The sequence below is a fragment of the Shewanella sp. SM20 genome, assembly GCF_025654545.1.
Classification (GTDB): Bacteria; Pseudomonadota; Gammaproteobacteria; order Enterobacterales; family Shewanellaceae; genus Shewanella; species Shewanella oncorhynchi.
In genome coordinates this window covers 25,092-39,281 of the sequence record NZ_JAKKRK010000049.1, presented here as the reverse complement: position 1 = coordinate 39,281, position 14,190 = coordinate 25,092, and the positions used below count along the sequence as shown (strand labels likewise).

Below are 14,190 nucleotides of genomic sequence, written 5' to 3'. Positions count from 1 at the left end.
AAGCACAGTAAGCTCAATTTTGTATCACCGAGTGAGCGACATGCGATGCAAGATAAAGCGATTTTATCTAAGCGTAAGGAGGTACTAGAAGAAGCAAGATCAAGAAACCCTAAACGCTGGCCAAACGGTATAAGGAACTGTGACGTTATCGGTGAGGTAGTGTTGAACCCAGAAAAAGAGTCTGAAACTGAAACAAGAAATGCAGCTTAAAATTTAAGTAAAGAGTGCCAACTACCTTGAAAAACACCGGAACCATCTCGTAAACAGAATTTAGGTTGATAAACCAAGCTTAGTTCTTTGCGTTGGATAGCTTCCTTTAAACCGCTTTCGAGTTGTACATGACGGGTGGCGATTTCATTCAACTTAGAGGTATAAAACTGGAAGTTATTTCGACCTGATGATTTTGCGTGGTACATGGCGGTATCGGCAAATTTAATCAGTGAGTCGGCATTGTCCGCATCGTTAGGGTATAAGCTGATACCAATTGAGGTCGAAATGGTCAGCGTTTTATCGTCCAATAGGAAGGGCGTTTGGAATGCTCTGAGCACTTTTTCTGAGATCAGGGTTGCGGCTTTTGTTTTCGCAACACCTTCTAAAATAATAGTAAATTCATCGCCACCTAAGCGTGCGACAGTATCGCCATCACGCACTGCATTTTGCAGTCGTCTTGCTACGGCTTTCAGTAACAAATCCCCGACATGATGACCCATAGAGTCGTTGATATGTTTAAAGCGGTCGAGGTCTAAGAACAGCAAGGCAACGATATTATTCGCTCTGTGCGCTTGAGTAATCGCGTGATTGAGCCTGTCTTGAAATAAGGTTCGGTTCGGTAAGCCAGTTAATGTGTCGAAGCTGGCGAGGAAACGCAGATCTTCTTCGGCTTTTTTCCGCTCTGTGATGTCGGTAAATACTGCAACGAAGTGACTGGTTTCGCCTTTGATATCGATCACTTGGTTGATTTCAAGCCAGACTAAAATGGCCTGACGTTGTTTATTGCGGATCCACAGTTCTCCGACCCAATGTTTGTGACGCAGTAGCTGTTGTTCAATTGTATTGAACAACTCCCGCTGTTGGCGACTAAAGGCTAAGTGAATGAAATGCCTGTCGGTTATTTGGCGTTCTGTGTACCCTGTAATGGCACAAAATGCTGGGTTGACCGAACGAATTCGATAGTTTAATCCTCCCACTACAACGGCTTCGTTCATACTGTTGAGCACTTGTGATGACAGTACCAACTCGTTTTCAATCAGTTTGCGCGAGGTAATGTTACGATTGGTCCCTGTCATGCGGATCGGATTATCTAGGCTATCTTTTTCCACCACTTTACCGCGGTCTAAAATCCATACCCAATTACCGGGGGAGCGCTCGACTCGGTACTCTGCTTCGAAGAAAGGCGAACGACCTTGAAGGTGTTCGTTAAGCTCAAATTTGAATCTTTCCCTATCCTCTGAGTGCATGCTCTCATGGGCTATATTGCTGCTATTCCAATGGGGGACCGAAGAATCCATATTGGTACGATAGACGCGATTTTCTGGTATGTTCCAGTCCCACATGCCATCGCCAGAGGCCCAAAGTGCAAGTTTGAGTCGCTCCTCTGAGGCGCGGATACTGGTTTCAAATTCGCGCTGTTGCTGGCGTTTTCTTTTACGCCAGATAATGATCCAAGCCAACAGCCATAGAGAGAGCAAGCTATAGAGGGCGTAGGCGAACTGAGTTCGATAGAAGGGCGCTTTTACATGAAGATCGACAGAAAGGGCGTAGTCACCTTGAGAGTTGTATTGCAGCCCATGGCGAACATGCAGTTGGTAGTGACCAGGATTAATATTGGTAAAGGTAATTTCATTACCTGTGGGGAGCTCATGCCATTCGTTATCAAATCCCTCAAGAAAATAGCTGAAGCGGTTTTTACCCGTATAGCTGAAATCCAATGAGGTCACCTCAAAACTGATCAGCTGATCGCTATAGTCCATTACTATGCTAGGTGGATGGCTCAAATCGAGAATAGTGTGCCCTTTACCCGCAATACTATAGCCAGTGAGTGCGACTTTAACATCGGGTCGTTGATCTGGAATTGACTTTGGATTGAAACGATTTATGCCATTAATGCCACCAAACCAGAGATCGCCATCGCTGTCTTCAAGTTTTACGCCACCGTTAAACTCCAGTGCTTGTAGCCCTTCTTGCTCATTAAATATGATGACACGATTGGTTTTAGGATTGAGCTTTCCTATCCCCGCATTACTACTAAACCAAATGTTGTGTTCTTGATCCTCGAGTAAGGCATAGATGGTATCACTTGGTAATCCCTGATTGCGGGTATAGTGGCTAAAACCTGCATCAGTCTCTTGGGACGGTAACTTGCTGATCCCACCATGGGTGGCAAACCATACCTCGCCCGATTTTGTGACTAAAATATCGCGGACGCGGTTGTTGATCAGGCTGTTTTTGTCTGAGGATTGATGGAAGTAGGATTTACCTGTGCCTGTTTTCATATCCAGCTTAAGCAGGCCATCGAGAGTACCTATCCATAGCGTGTCTTTGTGTGTTCTGAGGATTAAAAACTGGTTTTGTGCCGGATAGAAATTATCAATATGTGCCAATGAGATAAAAGTAAATTCATCGGTATCTATCGCCTTACGGTAGAGGGCATTGGTTGTTGCCACCCAGAGGCGACCTTGCTCATCAATATCTAAACTACGGATATAATTGGTTTCTGAGCCTTGATCAGTGCGTTCTGTCACCTTGAGTAACTGGAAGTGGCCATCTAGCGCCAGTCGACCTAGCCCATAGTTAGTGGCAAACCAAAGCACGCCATTTTTGTCTTGGTCTATATCTCGCAGGATAAGATTCAAGTTGCGTTGATGCATCCCTAAGGCGTTAGCAAAGAGCTCCGTGTAGTGTTCATATTTTCCATTGGCCAACATGCGTTTAAGCCCAGCACCTTCGGTGCCTATCCATAGCGCATTATCTTGGCTGCGGAACAAGGTGCGAATGTTGTTACTTTGTTGCGACAGGTTAGGGGTGGATTCGTAAATATGCTGAAAATACTGACGACGGGTATTAATTTTATCTAGACCAGAATAACTGGCACCTAACCATAAATTACCAAAGGGATCTTGCAGTAAGCTCAGCATGTTATTTTCACTGATACTGTTGGTACGCTTAGGATCATACCTGTGGTAGGTCGCAGTAAATGCTTTATCGTTTCTCTCGAGTTGAATAAGACCAGCTTCTGGCCCAACAACCCAAAAATTACCCTGTTCAGTTTGGATAAAGTCCTTAATGTAAGGCACATTATCGTCTGTCTGCCAGAGGATTTCGCCCTGTTGTGAGGCCAAGTTGTAATGCCATAATTGCTCACCCAGAGCTAAAGTGATCGCATTAGCGGAATGTGCCCTAATTTGATGTGCAGTGAGATTCTGCGGGACATTTAAGCGAGTGATAGTATTGGCACTGACAGCAAAGGTGCCGCTATCTTGTGTTCCTGCCAGAAGGTAAGTGTCTTCAACATTGACTAAGCTGGTGATGTGGGGTTGAACACTATTACCTAAGTTTACTTGGGTAATGCGTTTGGTTTTGGTCGATAGGGAAAATAGTCCTGCTTTAGTACCAATCCAGAGTGTATTGCCTACAACGCTGAGTTTGGTTGTGCGCGGATCGGTAAGCCCTTGTTCTTGGCCAAAGTGTTCAAAGGTCCCTGTGCTCAAATCGAGTCGATTTACCCCTTGGCTGAAAGTCGAAACCCAGATATTACCTTCTGAGTCTTGAATAATGTCAGAGACATAGCTCTCAGAAATACTCCTCGGATCATTGGGTGAATGGGGGAAAATATTGAAGCTGTGACCGTTATAAGCATGCAAACCATCTTGAGTGCCAATCCATAACATACCGGCATTGTCCATAAACAGGCTAGTAATCGTATTTTGGGTAAGGCCATCTTCACTGCGAATATGTTCAAATTTGAGCTGTGTAGAAGCCGCGCTCAATGGTTGAGCTAATCCATTGCACGAGATCCCCCACAAACTTAGGATAAAAAGCGTACTTAACATTAGCTTGTGGATTAGTTGACTCAAATTTTCCCCTACCAAAAACGGACCCATCCTGATTAGGTTTCTATTTAGTTTAGTTCTTAGCCTAGACCTTACATGCCATTTTGCTGTAAAAATGCGACTTAAATTGCTGACTTGGTTTAAAAATAACCAAAATCAATGGGCGCGATTCTGTAATAGATCATGCAATATATTAACTGTACCGTTTCACTGCCAATATTCTTTTTATGACGAGTTTGTATTCTGGCGTTTTTGCTAAAGGATCTTAGCATTGTTTCAGGTATGTCAACATATCATGCTAAGACAAATACGGGCGAAGCAGATTAAAATGATGGGCGAGAATAGAAAAAAGACCTTGCCGGAAGGGGGAGAAGCAAGGTCTTTGGTTGAACTGTTTACTTAGATAAAATTACGCAGCGGGCACCCGCACAAAACCTTCCATCAGTACGCGAGCGCTGCGGCTCATAATGGCTTTGACGACTGTCCATTCACCATTCACTAAGTTTGCCTCGGCGCCAACGCGCAAGGTGCCAGAGGGATGGCCGAAACGTACAGCATCTATCGTTTTGTGAGTGTCTCCACCGCTTGCGGCTAAGTTGACTAAAGTGCCGGGAATTGCTGCCGCCGTGCCAATTGCCACTGCCGCCGTGCCCATCATGGCGTGGTGCAGTTTGCCCATCGACAAGGCGCGTACCAGTAGGTCAATTTCATCTGCATTGACGGTTTTACCGCTCGATGACACATAGGCTTTAGGTTTAGCGACAAAGGCGATCTTAGGCGTGTGTTGGCGTGCAACTGCTTCATCAATATGCGAAATCAAGCCCATATGCACGGCGCCATAGGCGCGAATGGTTTCAAATTTGGCAAGGGCGGCGTTGTCGCTATTAATATCATCCTGCAACTCAGTGCCTGTGTAGCCTAAGTCTTCTGCATTGATAAAAATGGTGGGAATGCCAGCGTTGATCATAGTGGCGTTAAAGCTGCCAATGCCCGGCACGTCTAGCACATCGACAACATTACCCGTAGGGAACATGCTGCCAGCGTCACCACTAGTATCACCATCAGCATCGGCGGCGGGGTTCATAAACTCGATTTGCACTTCGGCGGCAGGAAAGGTCACACCATCGAGTTCAAAATCACCGGTTTCTTGCACTTCACCGTGGGTGATGGGTACATGGGCGATAATGGTTTTGCCTATGTTGGCCTGCCAAATTCGCACAGTACAGACGCCATTTTGTGGAATGCGGGCCGTATCAATCAAGCCATTGCTGATGGCAAAGGCACCGACGGCAGCGGTTAAGTTGCCGCAGTTACCACTCCAATCGACAAAGGGTTTGTCGATAGCAACTTGGCCAAAGAGGTAGTCGACATCGTGATCCGAGCGGGTGCTCTTAGAGAGGATCACTGTCTTGCTGGTGCTTGAGGTGGCGCCACCCATACCATCGATCTGTTTGCCGTAAGCGTCTGGGCTGCCTATTACGCGTAGTAACAAGGCATCACGTGCCGGGCCAGCAACTTGTGCGGCCTCTGGTAAATCTTGCAAGCGGAAAAACACGCCCTTACTGGTGCCGCCGCGCATATAAGTTGCGGCGACTTTGATTTGGGGCGGGAAAAGATTGTTACTCATGCTATTAACTCCAAGGGGAATAGCGATACAGGTTAGTGTCGATATCAAAGGCGGTAATCTTCAATTGGCATTACCGCCTTTTTAGCGCGAGTGTTACTTCAGGTTTGACTCTAAAAAGTCTTGCGCGAAGCGTTGCAATACGCCGCCCGCCTCGTAGATTGAGACTTCTTCGGCGGTATCGAGACGACAGGTTACTGGCACTTCGATGCGCTCACCGTTTTTACGGGTGATAACGACGGTCAAATCCGCTCGTGGCGCTGGCGTGCCGAGGACATCGAACACTTCGGTGCCGTCGATGGCGTAGGTGGCGCGGTTGTCGCCGGCTTTAAATTCCAGTGGTAAAACACCCATACCCACTAAGTTAGTGCGATGAATGCGCTCGAAACCTTCGGCAACAATGGCCTCAACGCCCGCTAAACGCACGCCTTTGGCGGCCCAGTCGCGGGACGAACCTTGGCCGTAGTCTGCACCCGCGATAATTATCAGCGGTTGCTTACGTTCCATATAGGTTTCAATCGCTTCCCACATGCGGGTGACCTGGCCTTCGGGCTCGATACGCGTCAGTGAGCCTTGTTGCACTTTACCGTCAATAATTGCCATCTCGTTTTTAAGTTTAGGATTGGCAAAGGTTGCGCGCTGGGCAGTTAAGTGATCGCCCCTGTGGGTGGCGTAGGAGTTAAAGTCTTCCTCCGGCAAGCCCATCTTGTGCAGGTATTCGCCCGCGGCGCTGTCGAGCATAATGGCGTTCGACGGCGATAAATGGTCGGTGGTGATGTTGTCACCCAGCACCGCTAGTGGCCGCATGCCCTTGAGTGCGCGTTCACCCGCCAATGCGCCTTCCCAGTAAGGTGGACGACGAATATAAGTAGATTGCGGGCGCCAATCGTACAGCGGACTAATTTGCTCGCCGTAATCGACGGCTAAATCGAACATAGGCTCGTACACTTTGCGGAACTGCTCAGGTTTAACACTGGTCGCAATCACGGCATCGATTTCTTCATCCGATGGCCAGATATCAATCAGTTTGACTGGGTTGCCGTCTTTATCTAATCCCAGCACATCCTTTTCGATATCGAAACGTATGGTGCCGGCAATCGCGTAGGCCACCACCAATGGCGGCGATGCCAAGAAGGCTTGTTTGGCATAGGGATGGATGCGGCCATCGAAGTTACGGTTGCCCGATAATACGGCGGTGGCGTACAAGTCGCGGTCGATCACTTCTTTTTGGATCACAGGGTCCAGCGCGCCGCTCATACCGTTACAGGTGGTGCAGGCAAAGCCGACAATCCCAAAGCCAAGTTGCTCAAGCTCAGGTAATAAATTGGCTTCTTCTAAATAGAGTTGTACCGCTTTGGAACCGGGGGCCAGTGAGGTTTTGACCCAAGGTTTGCGGCTTAAGCCTTTGGCGTTGGCGTTGCGGGCAATTAGGCCGGCGGCAATCACGTTACGTGGATTGCTGGTGTTAGTGCAGCTGGTGATGGCGGCGATAATCACGGCGCCATCTGGCATTAGGCCAGGTTCGTTTTCGACCACACCGCTAATGCCGCGCTCGGCGAGTTCCGAGGTTGGCACCCGAGCATGTGGATTCGACGGGCCGGCAATGGTGCGTACCACTGACGAGAGGTCAAAGTGTAATACGCGTGGATATTCGGCCTGTTTTAAGTCATCGCTCCACAAACCTGCAGTTTTAGCATAGGTTTCAACCAGTTTGACTTGCTCGGCTTCGCGGCCGGTTAAGGTCAAATAATCCAGCGTTTGTTGATCGATATAGAACATGGCGGCGGTGGCGCCAAATTCAGGTGTCATGTTCGAAATGGTGGCGCGATCGCCCAGTGTCAGCGCTGATGCGCCTTCGCCGAAGAACTCTAGATAAGAGGACACCACTTTTTGTGCGCGTAAAAATTCGGTAAGCGCCAGTACTATGTCGGTCGCCGTGATGCCAGCTTGCGGCTTGCCCGTTAGCTCGACACCGATAATGTCTGGCAGGCGCATATAGGATGCGCGTCCCAGCATCACACTTTCGGCTTCTAGCCCGCCGACCCCAATGGCGATAACGCCCAGTGCATCTACGTGTGGTGTATGGCTGTCGGTGCCGACTAAGGTATCCGGGAAGGCGACACCGTCGCGAGCATGCACTACAGGTGACATACGCTCTAGGTTAATTTGATGCATGATGCCGTTCCCTTGCGGGATAACATCGATGTTTTTAAAGGCCTTTTGAGTCCAATTGATAAAGTGGAATCTGTCTTCGTTGCGTCTGTCTTCGATGGCGCGGTTTTTTGCAAAGGCATCTTTATCGTAACCGCCGTATTCCACTGCGAGGGAATGATCCACAATCAGTTGGGTTGGTACTACAGGGTTAACTTTGGCCGGATCGCCCCCCTTGGCGGCAATGGCATCACGCAGACCCGCAAGGTCAACTAAGGCGGTTTGGCCTAAAATATCGTGGCAGACCACGCGGGCGGGAAACCAAGGGAAATCCAGTTCTTGTTTAGATTCGATAATCTGTTTCAGCGAGTCGGTGAGTACCGCTGGATCGCAGCGGCGGACTAAGTTTTCCGCTAGCACGCGTGAGGTGTAGGGGAGCTTAGCGTAGCTGCCGGGGGCAATGGCCTCAACGGCCTCACGGGTATCGAAATAGTCGAGTGCAGTGCCTGGTAAGGGCTTGCGGTACTGGGTATTTATGATAGTGCTCATAACATCGGTGCTCATCACATGATCTATTGGAGATCTTAAAGAGAAACTGACGCCTTAGCGCCAGTTCATGTTTTTAAACATTAACGGTTAGCAATCGGCACCACTTTACGGGGTGCTACGCCCACATAATCGGCACTTGGGCGAATGATGCGGTTGTTAGAGCGTTGCTCCATCACATGCGCCGCCCAACCCGTTACCCGTGAACACACGAAAATAGGGGTAAACAATTTAGTCGGAATACCCATAAAGCAATAAGCGCTGGCGTGGAAGAAGTCAGCATTACAGAAGAGTTTTTTCTGTTCCCACATCAGGGCTTCACAGGCTACCGATACGCGGTAGAGGCGATCATCACCATAATCGGCGGCCAGCTTTTCAGACCATTCTTTGATAATGGCGTTACGTGGATCCGATTCGCGGTAAATCGCGTGACCGAAGCCCATGATCTTATCTTTACGCTCGAGTTTACCCATTAAGATGTCGCGGGCATCGGCTTCGTCTTTCATGTCTTGGATCAGTTCCATCGCCGCTTCGTTTGCGCCGCCATGCAGCGGGCCGCGCAGTGAACCAATGGCACCAGTGACGCATGAATGCATGTCTGACAGGGTGGAAGCACAGACGCGAGCGGTAAAGGTTGATGCGTTAAATTCATGTTCTGCATAAAGAATTAACGATACGTCCATCACTTTAGCATGCAGTGCCGACGGCGCTTTGCCATGTAATAAGTGGAGGAAGTGTGCGCCAATTTGATCGTCATCGGTTTCAGTATCGATACGCACGCCATCGTGGCTAAAGCGATACCAGTAACAGATGATCGATGGGAATGCGGCTAAAAGGCGATCGGTGATTTCACTCTGTTCGCTAAAGTTGTGCTCGGCTTCTAAATTGCCTAGCATAGAGCAGCCAGTACGCATCACATCCATTGGATGAGTGTCAGCAGGAATGCGCTCTAACACTTCTTTTAAGGCTTGCGGCAGACCGCGAAGGCCTTTGAGTTTGATTTTGTAGGCATCAAGCTGGGCTTGAGTGGGCAACTCGCCGTAAAGAATGAGATAGGCGACTTCTTCGAAGGTGGCATTTTCACCGAGATCTTTCACATCATAACCGCGGTACGTGAGGCCCGAACCTGACACGCCCACTGTGCTTAATGCGGTTTCGCCTGCGCTCTGGCCACGTAATCCTGCACCGCTTAGTTTTTTAGCTTCTGACATAATCCTTCCCTTCCGTTAACTCTGTTTGGTTATTGCTGGCGGATTTCAGTGCTCATTTCAGAGCACTTATTCGCCGACATTTATTGGTTAAGGCTGCACTTTTTATGTAATTTGTTTAACGCTAAATCTGTTTTAACGCCAAACCCTGTAGGGTTGCAGCTTTCGGTTATTTATCTTGGCTGAACAGTTGATCTAACTTGTCTTCAAAGGCGTGGTAGCCCAAGTATTTATACAAGTCTTTACGGGTCTGCATAGTGTCTAGCACGTTGCGTTGATGACCATCATTCATCAGCGCTTGCATGACGTTCAGTGCGGCTTGGTTGGCTGCACGGAAAGTACCGAGTGGGTAGAGCACCATGTCGGCGCCCGCCTCGGCGAGTTCTTCTTTATTGAACAATTGGGTTTGGCCAAATTCAGTCATGTTCGCCAAAATCGGTGCTTTTACCTGTGCTTTAAAATGGCGATATTGGTCTAGCTCAGTTAAGGCTTCGGCGAAGATCATGTCGGCACCGGCGGCAATATACGCTTGAGCGCGTTCGATACCAGCTTCTAAGCCTTCAACGGCAACCGCATCGGTGCGCGCCATGATCACAAAGTTAGGATCGGTACGGGCATCGACGGCCGCTTTAATGCGATCGACCATTTCTTCTATGCTCACGACCGCTTTGTTGGGTCTATGTCCGCAACGTTTTTGCGACACTTGGTCTTCCATGTGCACAGCGGCTACGCCGATTTTTTCGAATTCTTTAATGGTACGAGCAATGTTGAATGCGCCGCCCCAGCCAGTATCGATATCGACCAATAAAGGCACCTGCGTGGCAGAGGTGATGCGGCCTGCATCAATCAGCACGTCATTCATTGAGGTCATGCCTAAATCTGGCAAACCGTAGGAAGCATTGGCAACGCCAGCGCCCGAAAGATACAAGGCTTGGAAGCCTGTTTGTTCTGCCATTAAGGCAAAATAGGCATTGGTGGTACCAACGATTTGTAACGGTTTGGCCTTAGCAAGAGCTTGGCGAAAACGTAATCCTGCGCTTTGGGTCATGGTTTTATCCTTTTCCATTTTATGGGAAGTGGGCATATTGAGCCGTAAGAACTTAGCTAATGTTGGCTAAGGTTTCTTTTGCGGCTGCATTGGCTTGCAATTCAATTAAGCGTAATTCGGTATTTTTACGCCCTTGTTCGATATGGCGGCGCATCAGCAAACTAGCTAACTCACCATCGCGCTGGGCAATGGCTTCGACTATGCGTCTGTGCTCGGCAATCGCTTTCACGGGACGATTTTTATTAGTGCACTGGTAGCGATACATGCGCAGCAAGTGATACAGGCCGCCGACTAAGGTTTCCTGCAGATGCTTGTTACCGCTGGCTTGAATAATTTGGTAATGGAAGTCGACATCGCCTTCCTCTTGGAAGTAAGTATCGCCCTTGGCGAGCGCCGCTTCTTGCGTTGCGAGCAGATCTTCTAGCTTGGCTAATTGTTCTGGGGTAATACGGCTGGCGGCGAGTTCGCAGGCCATGCCTTCAAGTACGCTACGTAGTTGATATAAATCGTTAAGTTCACTCACCGTCAGTTGGGCGACGCGGGCACCAACATGGGGCGCACGCACCACTAAACGTTGTCTTTCTAAGGTTTGCAGGGCTTCGCGGGTCGGGCCGCGGCTGATGCCGTATTTTTCGGCCAGTGCTTGCTCGTTAATCTTGCTGCCTGCAGGCAGTTCGCCCTTGATGATGCTGGTTTGGATCTGCACCAAAATTTGATCGGCTAATGTGGTCGACGTCTTATCTGCCGAGGTCGATTTGACCTTGTGCAGGTGGGGAACTTGCGTGTCATCAGAAACGAACGTCGTGTTTTGCTTCAACATAGAGCGTATCACTATTAATAGGATTGTCGACAATGTGTAAAAAATAGCCCTCCCTTGGTAGATTGTCAACAATGTGTTTACTTAGACGTAAGTCTATATTTCAATGGGTTTCTATTTTTATTATTGATTTTTATCATTTTATTTTAATTATCTCGTTGTTAATATTTTATGTTATGAATATTTAAATATTAAATTGTCAACAATGACGTGGTTTTAACCTTCCAACCTCGTTGCGGATGTTGATGGTTTTGGGGAAAATCATCCAAATGCATTTGGCATGTTTATCCTTCACGTTATGCTATGGGCGGAATGAGACATTTGGGGATGACAGTGGAAAAAGTGTTAGTGAGTAGTTGTTTACTCGGACAAGCGGTGCGCTACGACGGTGGCCATAACTTGATGGAGAGCGAGCTGGTGCAAACGTGGCTCGAGCAAGGGCGGATTGTGGCGATTTGTCCCGAATGTGCAGGCGGTTTGCCAACACCTAGACCGCCAGCGGAGCGGATTGGACAGCGCATCTTAACTGCCCAAGGTGAGGATGTGACCCACGCTTTTAGTCTGGGAGCCGATCTCGCACTTAAGCTGGCGCAGCAACACGGGATTAAAGTGGCGATTTTAAAAGCCCGTAGTCCATCCTGTGGTAATAGGCAGATTTACGATGGTCAATTTGTAAAACAGTTAATTGCGGGACAAGGATTAACGGCTGAAAAACTCAGCGCCGCAGGAATAACCGTATTCAATGAATTGGAGTTATCCGCTGCAGCGGCATGCGTTGCTGAACTAGAGCAAAGCTAGAGACGAGCTAGCTTGCTTGAGTGTGATTGGGGCTGGTGGCCTTATTGTTCACACTTTGATGTGTTTGGAGTAAAGCATGGATTTGTTGATCTTTTTCCGCCCACACTTGGTTTAACCAGCGTTGGAATTCGACACGGTACTCAGATTCAGAGAAATAACGTGCCGCATCGACCTGAGGCACGGGCAGGGCGTTAATTCGCACAATAATCTTACTGACCTTACCATTCATTACCCCAAACAGAATATCTTCAGGTGCACCTGGGTAGACGATTGTCATATCCAGCAGGTTAGTAAATTGTTCGCCCATGGCTGATAAGGTAAAGGCGATACCACCCGCTTTAGGACGTAACAAATGTTGATAAGGCGAGTTTTGGCGCTGATGTTTATCTTGGGTAAAACGGCTGCCTTCAACATAGTTAATGATTGACGTGGGCATATTGCTAAACTTGGCACAGGCGCGGCGTGTGGTCGCTAAATCTTTGCCCTTAAGCTTTGGATTCTTTTTGAGTTTTGCTGGGCTGGTTCTATTCATAAATGGCATATCCAGCGCCCAACATCCTAGGCCCATGATGGGCACATAGATGAGTTCTTTTTTGAGGAAGAACTTCAGCATAGGGATGTGGTTACGTAACACGTAAGTTTGCGCGGCGATATCGAATCCACTGAGGTGGTTACTGATCAGTAAATACCAGCTGTTTTTATCGAGTCCTTCGAGCCCTTTGACATCCCACTCAATTTTAGCGATCAAATACAAGATGCCACCGTTGCAGCAGGCCCAAGCCCACATAAAACGGTTCATGACCGTAGTCACCGCATTGCGCGCACCTTGTGCTGGCATCACAAGTTTCACTAATCCGCCAATGCTGATAAGCGAGCCCCAAACGGCGGTATTAATGATCAGCAAGCTTAAGCTCAGCATAAACAACACTGGCCCGGGCAGGAAATTCAACATAGTGGCGTTACCTTTATTCTTTATTCGCTTGGCTAGCGAGTTGGCTTAACACTTGATCCTTAGTGAGCCAGAGTTGATTCAGTTGTTCTTGGAAGCCAATTTTAAAATCGCGGTCATTCATATAATCGCCGCGCATCGCAGGATCAATATCGGAGACCTTGATATGTACTTTAACGCTTGGCAACTTGCCTGTCAGGTAGTCCCAATAGCTCGGTACTGCGTCTGGGTAGTAAATGGAGACATCGACTAGCTTGTGGATCTGTTCACCCATGGCTGATAGCGCGAAGGCCATGCCGCCCGCTTTAGGTTTTAGCAAATGTTGGAACTGTGAGTTTTGTTTTTGATGCTTAGCCTTGCTGAAGCGCGTGCCTTCGACAAAGTTCATCACACTCACAGGCTTAGCCTTAAACTTAGTACAGGCTTTACGTGTAATTTCAATGTCTTTGCCCTTTAACTTAGGATTCTTACGCAACTGTGCCGTGCTATAACGACGCATAAAAGGAAAATCGAGTGCCCACCAAGCTAGGCCTAATACAGGCACAAAAATCAGCTCTTGCTTGAGGAAAAACTTTAAGAAAGGGATTTTTCGATTAAAAATCCGCTGCAGGATCAGGATATCGACCCAAGACTGGTGGTTGGCTATCACCATGTACCACTCTTTAGTGGAAAAGTCGGCGTCACCACTCAGTTCTATTTTAACGGGATGCAAGCAACGCTCAATCACGCCATTGACGCTGATCCAAGCGCTGGCACAAAAATCGAGCACATGACTAGTCACAGTCCTTAATGGACTGATAGGTATCAGTTTTATAAAACTGATTAATACGATTGGGATAGTCCAAAAGACGGTATTTATAACGTAACCTAAAAATGCAATACAGCCTTTTATCTGTGAAAACAGCATTCCCATCCGAGCCCCCTGACAAAAATTGGAGGCCTATGTTACTCGGTGTAGGCGTTTGGCTCAATCTTAGGCACTGCTGGTCGGTGCATTTGT

The 14,190-nt window shown here is 48.1% G+C and carries 8 protein-coding genes and 2 pseudogenes; 2 read left to right on the top strand and 8 right to left on the bottom strand.

What is annotated here, in order from left to right; translation table 11 throughout:
* Positions 1–210: pseudogene (locus tag L5M18_RS18005) on the top strand (IS3 family transposase); the annotation flags it as partial.
* A 38-nt stretch (positions 211–248) separates the two neighbouring features.
* Here L5M18_RS18005 and L5M18_RS18000 read toward each other — a convergent pair.
* The 6 genes and pseudogenes from L5M18_RS18000 to L5M18_RS17975 all read right to left on the bottom strand — a co-directional run.
* Positions 249–4,088 (bottom strand): annotated as a pseudogene (locus tag L5M18_RS18000) (diguanylate cyclase domain-containing protein); the annotation flags it as partial.
* Between the two features lie 370 nt (positions 4,089–4,458).
* Positions 4,459–5,676 (bottom strand): 2-methylaconitate cis-trans isomerase PrpF, encoded by a 1,218-nt coding sequence (gene prpF / locus L5M18_RS17995; protein ID WP_263198064.1) that lies wholly within the window; start codon positions 5,674–5,676, stop codon positions 4,459–4,461.
* A 93-nt stretch (positions 5,677–5,769) separates the two neighbouring features.
* The gene (gene acnD / locus L5M18_RS17990; protein WP_263198063.1) at positions 5,770–8,373 is read right to left on the bottom strand and encodes a Fe/S-dependent 2-methylisocitrate dehydratase AcnD; all 2,604 of its coding nucleotides are present in this window, start codon (positions 8,371–8,373) and stop codon (positions 5,770–5,772) included.
* An 80-nt stretch (positions 8,374–8,453) separates the two neighbouring features.
* Positions 8,454–9,581, bottom strand: a complete 1,128-nt coding sequence (gene prpC / locus L5M18_RS17985) for a 2-methylcitrate synthase (protein ID WP_263198062.1) — start codon at positions 9,579–9,581, stop codon at positions 8,454–8,456.
* Between the two features lie 166 nt (positions 9,582–9,747).
* Positions 9,748–10,626, bottom strand: coding sequence for a methylisocitrate lyase (prpB, locus tag L5M18_RS17980; protein WP_006084450.1), 879 nt, complete (start codon positions 10,624–10,626; stop codon positions 9,748–9,750).
* A gap of 52 nt (positions 10,627–10,678) precedes the next feature.
* Positions 10,679–11,446, bottom strand: coding sequence for a GntR family transcriptional regulator (locus L5M18_RS17975; protein WP_212600632.1), 768 nt, complete (start codon positions 11,444–11,446; stop codon positions 10,679–10,681).
* A gap of 300 nt (positions 11,447–11,746) precedes the next feature.
* On the opposite strand from L5M18_RS17975, the gene L5M18_RS17970 reads away from it, so the two are divergent.
* On the top strand, positions 11,747–12,241 hold the full coding sequence (locus tag L5M18_RS17970; protein WP_113941620.1) for a DUF523 domain-containing protein: 495 nt from the start codon (positions 11,747–11,749) through the stop codon (positions 12,239–12,241).
* Positions 12,242–12,248: 7 nt separating this feature from the next.
* Here L5M18_RS17970 and L5M18_RS17965 read toward each other — a convergent pair whose 3' ends face one another.
* On the bottom strand, positions 12,249–13,193 hold the full coding sequence (locus L5M18_RS17965; RefSeq protein ID WP_263198061.1) for an acyltransferase: 945 nt from the start codon (positions 13,191–13,193) through the stop codon (positions 12,249–12,251).
* Positions 13,194–13,206: 13 nt separating this feature from the next.
* Positions 13,207–14,103, bottom strand: coding sequence for an acyltransferase (locus L5M18_RS17960; RefSeq protein ID WP_263198060.1), 897 nt, complete (start codon positions 14,101–14,103; stop codon positions 13,207–13,209).
* Positions 14,104–14,190 lie beyond the last annotated feature (87 nt).